This is a genomic window from Clostridioides sp. ZZV15-6598 (assembly GCF_020657705.1).
In the GTDB taxonomy this organism is placed as follows: Bacteria; Bacillota; Clostridia; order Peptostreptococcales; family Peptostreptococcaceae; genus Clostridioides; species Clostridioides difficile_F.
This window is the reverse complement of sequence record NZ_JAGWCS010000301.1, coordinates 1-794: the sequence shown is the minus strand read 5'-3', so window position 1 is coordinate 794 and position 794 is coordinate 1. Positions and strand designations below refer to the sequence as shown.

General features: G+C 28.8%; 1 protein-coding gene. It reads left to right on the top strand.

Going from position 1 to position 794, the window contains the following annotated elements; genetic code table 11:
- Positions 1-694, top strand: a 694-nt coding sequence (locus KGF50_RS21715) for a metallophosphoesterase (protein WP_227849982.1), incomplete at its 5' end; no start/stop codon positions are given.
- Positions 695-794 lie beyond the last annotated feature (100 nt).

Here is a 794-nt window from a genome sequence, read left to right as displayed (position 1 = left end):
ACAGTTTAAAATAGATAACATATGTAAGAACCGTAGGAACTACGGGGATAGCCTGTGGAGAATTGGTAAGACATATTCTAGTATGCAAAATTCTATGAAGCAGGAACCCTGTGACTTTAGTCATGGGAGGTTCAGTGATTATTCTAATAAAAATCCAGATGTAGATGAAATTACGAAGATTTTATCTAGTATGAATGCAAAGTTAGGAAAATTCTCAGTATTCGGTAATCATGATTATATGTATGAACTTCCTAGGTATTATAGACAAATTATGAGAAATTCTAACTTTCATCTTTTAGTTAATGAAAATAAGAAAATAAAACTTGAAGATAATAAGTATATTAATATACTTGGAGTTGATGAGATATTAAAGGGTAGTCCAAATATACAGGATTTGGAGAGAAAAACTGATTATAATAGTTTTAATTTATTGTTAGCACATGAGCCAGATTTGGTAGACATGCTTAGTCAAGATACAATGAATTTAGTTTTATCTGGACATAGTCATGGTGGTCAAATAAGATTGCCTTTTAAAGGGGCTTTAGTTACTCCTCCATATGGAAGGAAATACACTAAAGGATTTTATGATATAAAGGGAAATCATCTATATGTGAGTTCTGGTCTTGGAAGTACAAAGTTGCCATTTAGATTTTTTAATGTGCCAGAGATAGTCGAATTTAATATTCTAATTTAGTATAGAATATTGTTTTTATGAAATATAGAGGGATAGAAATTTTAAGAATAAATTGAGTTAAGAATATAAAAAGTTTAAGTTATAGTTAATACATTTATTA